Source organism: Acidimicrobiia bacterium, from assembly GCA_016650365.1.
GTDB lineage: Bacteria > Actinomycetota > Acidimicrobiia > Spongiisociales > JAENVV01 > JAENVV01.
Genome location: JAENVV010000328.1, coordinates 1 through 8,187 on the forward strand (window position 1 = coordinate 1; position 8,187 = coordinate 8,187).

Below are 8,187 nucleotides of genomic sequence, written 5' to 3' on the forward strand. Positions count from 1 at the left end.
CACGCCGTGTTCGACCAGGCCAAGAAGCGGGCCGCCTCGATGCTGGAAGCGTCGCCGGAGGATCTCATTATCGAACGAGGCGTGTTCCGGGTGGTCGGAGTGCCGGGGATGGGGGTAAGTCTCGCAGAGGTGGCCGCGGCTGCCGAGCTGGAGAATGTGCAGCTGGCGGAGGAGGAGTTCTACTCACCGGGCGCCCAGACGTTTCCGAACGGGGTCTATGCGGCAGTTGCCGAGGTGAATCCCGAAACCGGAGAGATTCAGATTCTCCGACTGGTGGCGGTTGACGACTGCGGAAACGTACTCAATCCGATGATCGTCGAGGGCCAGACCCAGGGCTCCCTGGTCCAGGGCCTCGGTCAGGCAATGTACGAAGAAGTTCGGTACGACGAAGGAGGCCAGCTGCAGTCGGCCACCCTGATGGATTACTCGATTCCGCATGCCACCGACATTCCACCCCTCGTCTTCGGCAGGGTGTTCACCCCCGCCCCGTCGAATCCGCTAGGTGTCAAAGGCAGTGGTGAGGCCGGCTGCATCGGTGCCCCGCCGGCGATCGTCAACGCGGTTCTCGATGCGTTGCGGCCGCTCGGAGTAACCCACATCGACATGCCCCTAAAACCCTTCAACGTCTGGCAAGCCATCCAGTCGGCTTCGAAGAACCCCTAACCAGACCCTCCGACAGGGCAAGGACCTTGGAAGTACTGCGTGCACTCTTCATCGGTCATTTCTCGACTCAGCTGCGATTTGGCGATCTCGATCAGTTGGTCCGTGTCCGAGGTATATACACGGACTTGGTTCGGTGGCCACAGAACTGCAAATTCTGGTCTCGTCGGATGGAATGTCGCGTCGTAGAGACCAGCGCTGAGTCTGTCGCCAATTTCGGTAACTAGAACCCCGGTCTCAATGTCCCAGATTCGGACGGGTTCCGTCCATGCCGAGCTTGCGACTCTCTTTCCGTCGGGCGATGCTTTGACCATCAGTATGAGAGTGTCATGGGCAGGAATCTTCCTAGCTATGGCTTCGGCCGTTGGAACGCCCGCGAAGAGTTTCTCGAGGTCTATCACGTAAAGAGGGCCATTTCCGCTGCCCAAAAGGAACTGTCTCTCATCAATAGTGAAGTCGCCAGCAATCCCTTCCATGTTGATCTGATCGATGAACCCGAGCAGTTCCCCGGTGTGCGAATCAAAGAAAGATAAGAATGGTCGGTCTCGGTCTCCGTTGTTGTATGTAGCGACCATTTTGCCGCTGCGGCTGAATGTCGCGTTGTAAAGGCAACCCGCCGGCAAGTCGCTCGTTGCAAAGTCGTCCGCGGTCGAAACGATCTGGACCCGACATGAGTCAGAGTCCTCGAACATGACCAAGGCCTGGGAGCCGTCCCAATTGACGTTTATGATCATCCAGCCACCCGGGGCCTCATATATTGTTTTCCCGTCGTCAACATTGCGAACCTCCCATGTGCCGTCATCCCTTCGGAGTGACAGGACATCTCCGGAACCGTTGGTCCTGGGGCCGAATTCAGCGTCCTCCAAGCGGACCGTTTCAACGATCGTCGTCCCCGTATCCGACGCCAGCAATGAAGCCCCGGATGGGCCGGTCACGACGAGGTCAGCGCCGTTGGAATACGTGACAGAATCGTTCATGTCGGATCCCGTGCTCCAACCGTAGATCTCGAACCCGGATTCCGAGGATGTGTCGTAGACAACCGTCTCCACCCCCAGGAACTCTGCGCTTGCCAGCAGTCCGGTCCCTGGTATCGGTACGTAGCTCCATGATCCACCGCCACCCAGGAGTTCTAGAACGGTGGCTCCAGTGCCCGCTTCTTGAACCCGTAACACCGACTCGCCGCCTGTCACATAGTTCTCGCCGGACGGGAGCCACGCGGGCCTAAACGATCGATCGGATGCCGTTCTCGAAATTTCATCACCCGTCGATGAGTCAACTACAACTGATATCTGTTGGTTGGCCAGCGCAATCAGGGACTGGTCTGGGGACCATCTGGCGAAGTTCGGCTGGAAGTCCATTGCTTGGGTGAACTCGACGGTCCAATCACCAGGTTCGACGATCTCCAACCCGAAGTCCTTGTCATCTTCGAAACCATATGCGTAGGCGAGTAACCCATTAGTTCCAAAAGACGGCCCCCCGGCGGGCCGCTTTGGAAGGTAGACGAGCTCCGGATGTTGAACCGTCCACACCTCCACTGACTCATCGGTGTCAAATGCAATAAGCTCACCATCTGGACTGAAGTCCATCGGCGGAGAGAGCGACATATTTGCTGTTGTCCCAATTCGAACAGATTCGTGAGTTGATCGGTCCCAGAGTGTCACCGGCGGCACAGTGTTTTCCTCCATAATGGCCAGGTATTTTCCGTCCGCGCTGAAGAGGACCGAGGTCGCACGCCCGCCTTGGCTTGCGTAATGCTCAATCACCTGTCGATCGGCAAGTCGAACTACGTCGACGCCGCTTTCGCCATCAGAGGTCGCCAGAAGTTTTCCCGTTGAATCGGCGTCGACGAACCCTCCGCCGGGGATCCGGAGGACAACGCGGTCAGCTGCGATAGCTGCCCGTAGCGCAGAAACTGCCCCTCCGGATATTTCGACCCCGGCGCGTTGAAAGCCGCCGATCGCTTCCAACGCGATGAGGCTGCTTAGCTCGGGGTCGAATTCGAGGACCTTTCCGGCTTCAAGGACGAGACGTTGTGCATCAGCGACTAGCGCTTGGTTCTTCGCATGGTTTCCCTGAACCCAGGCGGCGAGAGCCAATGCTGAAGCTAGTACCGACGCGGCGGCGAAGCCGGACATGATCATTTTGCGGCGGCGGCGGCGCTCGGCCGTGTCGCGGTCGCGCAGGGCAATCGACGATTCGAGGAAGCGGTACTCGTTTTCGGACAGACGTACCAGGGGATCGGCGGCCCATTCTTCGAACTGGGCGAGGCGACCGCCGGTCGGGAGGAGATCTTCGGTCTGGTTCCCGGCATTCCACTCGTCGAGCGCGGTCGTGAAACGTCGCTGGATGATGAGGGCGTCGCGCCTCTCTCCGACCCAATCCCGGAACAGGGGCCATTCCCTCAACAGGGCCTCGTGGGCAACTTCCACGGTCGGTCCGCGAGTGATCGGGTCACGGTCGAAAGTCAGCAGGCGGGCTGATCCGAACCCGTCAAGGACCGCGTCGAGGTCGGTTCGGTCGAGGCCGAGCGTTTCCAGCTCCAACCGTCGGACCCGTCGGCGCACATCGTCGGCTTCGTCGGACACGGTCACCAGGCGGAGGAATACCTGCTCGGCGACGATCTTCTCGGAGGCTGACAGCTCATCGTATGTTTCCGACGCTCGTCGGCCGATCGCTCCCACGACGCCACCGCTCTCGTCGTAAGCACCGAGACGGATATGGCCATCGGTCGATCGCTGGGCCAGGTCGGTCAGCACGAACTGCATGAGCGGCAGCGCGCCAGGGGTATCCTGGACATCAGCGACGATGCGCGGGGCGAGTCCGGGATCGATTCTGAGTCCGGCGCCGAGCGCGGGACGCTCGATGGCCTGGGTTAGGGCGGCGGCGCTCGGCACACCCACCGCCAGTAACGCACTCGATACGTGTTCGGCGAGCAGGTCATCCGACAGTGGCCGATCGAAGAAGTCGGCCCGCATGGTGGTCACCACCCGCAGGCGGGACTTTGGATCGGTGACCGCGGCCACCAGCGATTGGGTAAAGGCCCGGCGAATGGTCTCGTCAGCGACGAGGGTGTACAACTCCTCGAACTGGTCGATGACCAGGACGAGATCACCCTCCAAACCCTGGAGGAGACGCTTGACGATGCGCATCAAGCCGTGGTCGTCGGTTCGTAACTCGGCGGCAAGGTCTCCCATCGGTTCGGTGGCGAGTTCCCCGAGGACCGTGGCCAGTTCATCGAACGGGTGACCACCCGGCACGGTGGTTGCCGTCAGCCACATTTCGGATCCGCCCACGGCACCCCGGGCCAGGGCAGGCAGGAGTCCGGCTCGCACCAATGACGACTTGCCGGACCCCGAAGGACCTACGACCGTCACGAGGCGGTGTGTGGCGATCAGGGTGACAAGTTGGTTGATCTCGTCGTCACGACCAAAGAAATCCCGGGCGTCGTTGACATCGAAGGCGGACAGACCCTTGTACGGGTTCCGGATCGACATCTGTGCCAGGGGTGGCGCCGATGCAATCGAATCACCAACCGCAGCCTCGATGCGGGCTAGGAAGTCATCAACCGAAGTCGGGCGTTGTTCCCGGTCGGCAGCTATGGCTGCCTCGAGAACCGCGGCGAGCGGTTCGGACATGAACCGGAACGAATCAGCATTTGGTTCGGCCCCGGTCAACAGTTCGATCGCTACCGAGCCCAGCGAGTACACGTCGGTGCGAGCGTCCAGCGCCTGCCCGTCGCGATCCTCGGGCGCCCGGTAGACCTGCGAGCTGGGGAGCAAACCCGCGGCTCGCTCGACGGCGCGGATGGCCATTCCGAAATCGGCCAGATAGGCGTTTCCTTCTCCGTCCAACAAGATATTGGCCGGTTTGATGTCACGATGGATAACCCCCTGGCGGTGGGCGTAGGCGAGTGCCGACCCGACTTGTCGCAGAATGGGAAGGACCCGTTCGATCGGAAGCGCCCCGAACGGTGAACCGGCCAGGCTTCTGCCTGCGAGATACGGCATGACCAGGTAGGCGCCTTCGTGGTCTCTCCAAAAGTCATAGAGGGAGACAATGTGCGGATGCTCGAGCTTGGCGACCAGGCGAGCTTCGCCCTCGAATCGGCGAACGAACTCGGGATGATTGGCGAACTCGGGACGCACGACCTTGACAGCGACCTCTCGTCCTACAGACGGTTGGTAGGCCCGGTAGACGATGCCAAAACGACCTGCCCCGATACGTTCGCGGATCTCGTAACCCCGGATCGCATCGCCGAACTGACGGTGGGTGTCCGGCGATGCTGCGTCGACCCGGAGTGTTGCGAACTGCGACGGCAGTCCATCGGCGACCAACTGGTAGACCTGTTGTGGTGCCCCAAGTCCCCTGAACCGGTGCTCACCAAGGTTCAGGACCTGGATACCTGCTTCACTTCGTAGAGATTCGTTCGCCGTCGCCGATAGAACGATTTGGCCGCCATGAGCGGCCGACATGAGTCGGGCGACCCGGTTGACTGGCGGACCAAAGAAATCGCCGCCTCGAGCCTCTACTTCGCCACGATCGATCCCGACCCGGACCTTTAGCTCGCCGAGGATGCCCCAGTCGAATCCGTGCATGGACCGCTGAATGGCGATGGCCGCCCCTGCTGCGGCGGGGACATCGGCGAATACGGCAAGGACTCCGTCACCGGTGTGTTTGAAAATGCGGCCGTCGGCCGCCTCGATGGCGTCGGTTAGGAACTCGTCATGGCGGGTGAGGGCATCGCGCATCTGCTCGGGTCGTGTTTCCCACATGACCGTGGACCCCTCGAGGTCGGTGAATAGCAAGGCCACTTCCTGGGTCACGACATCCTGGGGTGAGGACAGGCCGGGATCATGAGCAAGGATTCGTTCTTCTAGTTTCTGGAGTTCCGGCGACGGATCTACACCCAGCTCGGCAACCAGCACGTCACGGGTCTTTTGATACGCCCGCAAGGCTTCGGCCTGGCGGCCCGCTCGATACAGAGCCAGCATGTGGCGGGCCCGAAAACCCTCACGAAGTGGATGCTCGGTAGCGAGGGCTTCGAGTTCGCCGATAACCGCATCATGGCGTCCGATGGCGAGGTCGGCATCGATACGGGCTTCGACTGCTTGCATCCTGAGGTCTTCGAGTCGTCGAACTTCGGCATCGAGGCCCGGGATATTGTCAAGGTCGCCGTAGGGGCGCCCATGCCACAGCGAGAGTGCGGTCCGCAACGTCTCGGCAGCCTTGGTCGGGTTGGCGGCGATGAGGCCGCGACCTTCGTTGGCCATGGTCTCGAAGGCCGATGAGTCGAGATCGTTTGATTGCAGGTCGATCCGATAGGCGGTCCCCACCCGCTCGATGCCGCCGCCGATGGCAGCCCTGAGGTGGGAGACATACGAGTGGATGGAACCGGCCACATTCCCGGGTGGTTCATGGCCCCAGATGCCATCGGTCAGAGTGTCAACCGAGACCGGTTTGCCCGCGGCGGCGAGCAGCATCCCCAACACCGCCCGTTGCTTGGGCCCACCTAGTCCGACTGCGGTCCCGTCGGACTCGGCAACGAGAGGGCCGAGTACCCGGAACCTCATTTTGGAACCATACGCCGTCGATTCGAACGATGCCGCTTCGACTGCCATCGTCCCCTCCTCTCATTACGCATCAACCTGGCAGAAACGTACAGGACGGGGCTTGAGAAAAACTTGAGGCGTCGCCGATGCTTCCGTAACTTCAGGTCGCCATGCGGATTCTTAGCCGATTTCGGTCAACAAACCGGGGGGAACGAGGGACGCCGGTCGGCACGAATCGTATATGATGCAATCTCAGCCCCGGTGGGGGCGTTAACGCATCTTGGAGAGGGTCCTCATGCCAGATTCAGCCGACGTCATTGGGTATGTGGGGATCGGGGTGATGGGCTCGGAGATGACAAAACATCTCCTGGCAGCCGGCCGCGAGGTTCATGGATACGACCCTGATCCGGGTCGCATGGAAACGTTCATCTCCCGTGGCGGCATTGCCGAGGCCTCGCCCGGTGATGTGGCCAGGGCGAGTGGGATTGTTGTCTTCTCGTTGCCCAAGGTCCCGATTCTTGAGTCGGTCGCTGCCGAAGTGGCGGGCGCCGCCCACGCCAACCTGCTCTGCATCGATACGGGAACCTTCCCCCTTGAGGCCAAACATGCCGCATTTGACGTGCTCGCCGCGGCGGGAGTCGAACTCATGGATGTGCCCCTATCCGGTACCGGACTGCAGGCCGCCGATGCGTCGCTGGTGGTCTTCGCCTCAGGTTCGAAAGAGGGCTACGACCGGGCCAAGTCGATCTTCGATGTGATCGGAAGGTCCAGTTATCACCTTGGCGAATTCGGCAACGGATCGATCATGAAATACATTGCCAACTTGTTGGTCGCCATCCACAACTTGTCAACCGCCGAAGCCCATGTTCTCGGCCTGGCTGCCGGGATGGACCCGGCCCTGGTCCAGACGGTTATGTCCGACGGAGTCGGCGCATCGAAGATCTTTGATATTCGTGGTCCGATGATGGTCGCTGATCACTACGACCCCCCCGCAGCCCGGCTCGACATCATTCTCAAGGATGCCACGATCATCAAAGCGTTCGCCGAGTCAAAAGGTGCGGTGACGCCGCTGCTGGATACATCTCTGGAGATCTACCGCGAGTCAAGCGCAGAAGGACTAGGCGACCTTGATGCGGCTGCGCTCCTTCGATTCCTCGAGAAGCGATCTGGCATCACCAGATGAGCGACGGTCCGCCCAAGTCGAAATTGGCAGTCGTCGGCGCGGTCCCGGACGACGTTCAGTGATCGGTGCACCGCTGCGGAGGCTCGAAGATCCGCGCCTGATTCAAGGCCAGGGACAGTATGTCGACGACATCAACCGCCCCGACACGCACTTCGTGGTTTTTGTTCGCTCCCCGGAGGCCCACGCCCGCATTGTTGGAATAGAGGCCGACGAAGCTCGCACGATGCCGGGGGTTCTGGGTGTGTATTCAGGGACCGATCTCGGTCTGACGGATCGTATGCCGAACTTGTTCCCGGCTCCGGCTGTGGCTGGTTCGAAGCAAGGGTTCGCCCTGGCGCTCGACGAGGTGGCCTATGTCGGGGAGGCGGTGGTGGCGGTCGTTGCCGAATCCCGCCGTCAGGCGGTGGACGCGGCCGAACTGGTATTTGTCGAATATGACCCGTTACCTGTGGTCGTTGGACACCTTACGGCGCTTGACGACGGAACGCCGATGGCGCACAGTGATCTTGATTCGAATCTGGTCGCCACCATGCACGCCAAGTATGGCGATATCGACGCAGCTTTCGAGGTGGCCAGCAACGTCATCGACGTGCACGTCCATCAGCATCGCGGAGCGTGCGCATCCATGGAACCGCGCGGGGTTGTGGCGGTTGTCGATGATGCCTTCGGTGAACTGGTTGTGTGGTCATCGACTCAGTCGCCCTTTCCGCTTCGTACCCATCTCGTCGAGTTTCTAGGACTCGAAGGTGACAAGGTCCGTGTGATCGCTCCGGACGTCGGGGGAGGGTTCGGGCC

The 8,187-nt window shown here is 61.0% G+C and carries 4 protein-coding genes; 3 read left to right on the plus strand and 1 reads right to left on the minus strand.

Going from position 1 to position 8,187, the window contains the following annotated elements; translation table 11 throughout:
- Positions 1-663, plus strand: a 663-nt coding sequence (locus JJE47_17830) for a molybdopterin-dependent oxidoreductase (GenBank protein ID MBK5269286.1), incomplete at its 5' end; no start/stop codon positions are given.
- Here JJE47_17830 and JJE47_17835 read toward each other — a convergent pair.
- A complete protein-coding gene (locus JJE47_17835) occupies positions 660-6,278 on the minus strand; it encodes a protein kinase (GenBank protein ID MBK5269287.1) in 5,619 nt (1,872 codons plus the stop codon). The genes JJE47_17830 and JJE47_17835 overlap by 4 nt on opposite strands.
- A 226-nt stretch (positions 6,279-6,504) precedes the next feature.
- On the opposite strand from JJE47_17835, the gene JJE47_17840 reads away from it, so the two are divergent.
- Positions 6,505-7,392, plus strand: coding sequence for an NAD(P)-dependent oxidoreductase (locus tag JJE47_17840; protein MBK5269288.1), 888 nt, complete (start codon positions 6,505-6,507; stop codon positions 7,390-7,392).
- 58 nt (positions 7,393-7,450) lie between these two features.
- Positions 7,451-8,187 (plus strand): xanthine dehydrogenase family protein molybdopterin-binding subunit (locus JJE47_17845; GenBank protein MBK5269289.1); only part of this gene is annotated, 737 nt, incomplete at its 3' end.

Excerpts from the sequence above, each read along its gene's own strand:
- JJE47_17835 (MBK5269287.1), bottom strand. The coding sequence starts at position 6,278 with ATGGCAGTCGAAGCGGCATCGTTCGAATCGACGGCGTATGGTTCCAAA.
- JJE47_17840 (MBK5269288.1), top strand. The coding sequence starts at position 6,505 with ATGCCAGATTCAGCCGACGTCATTGGGTATGTGGGGATCGGGGTGATG.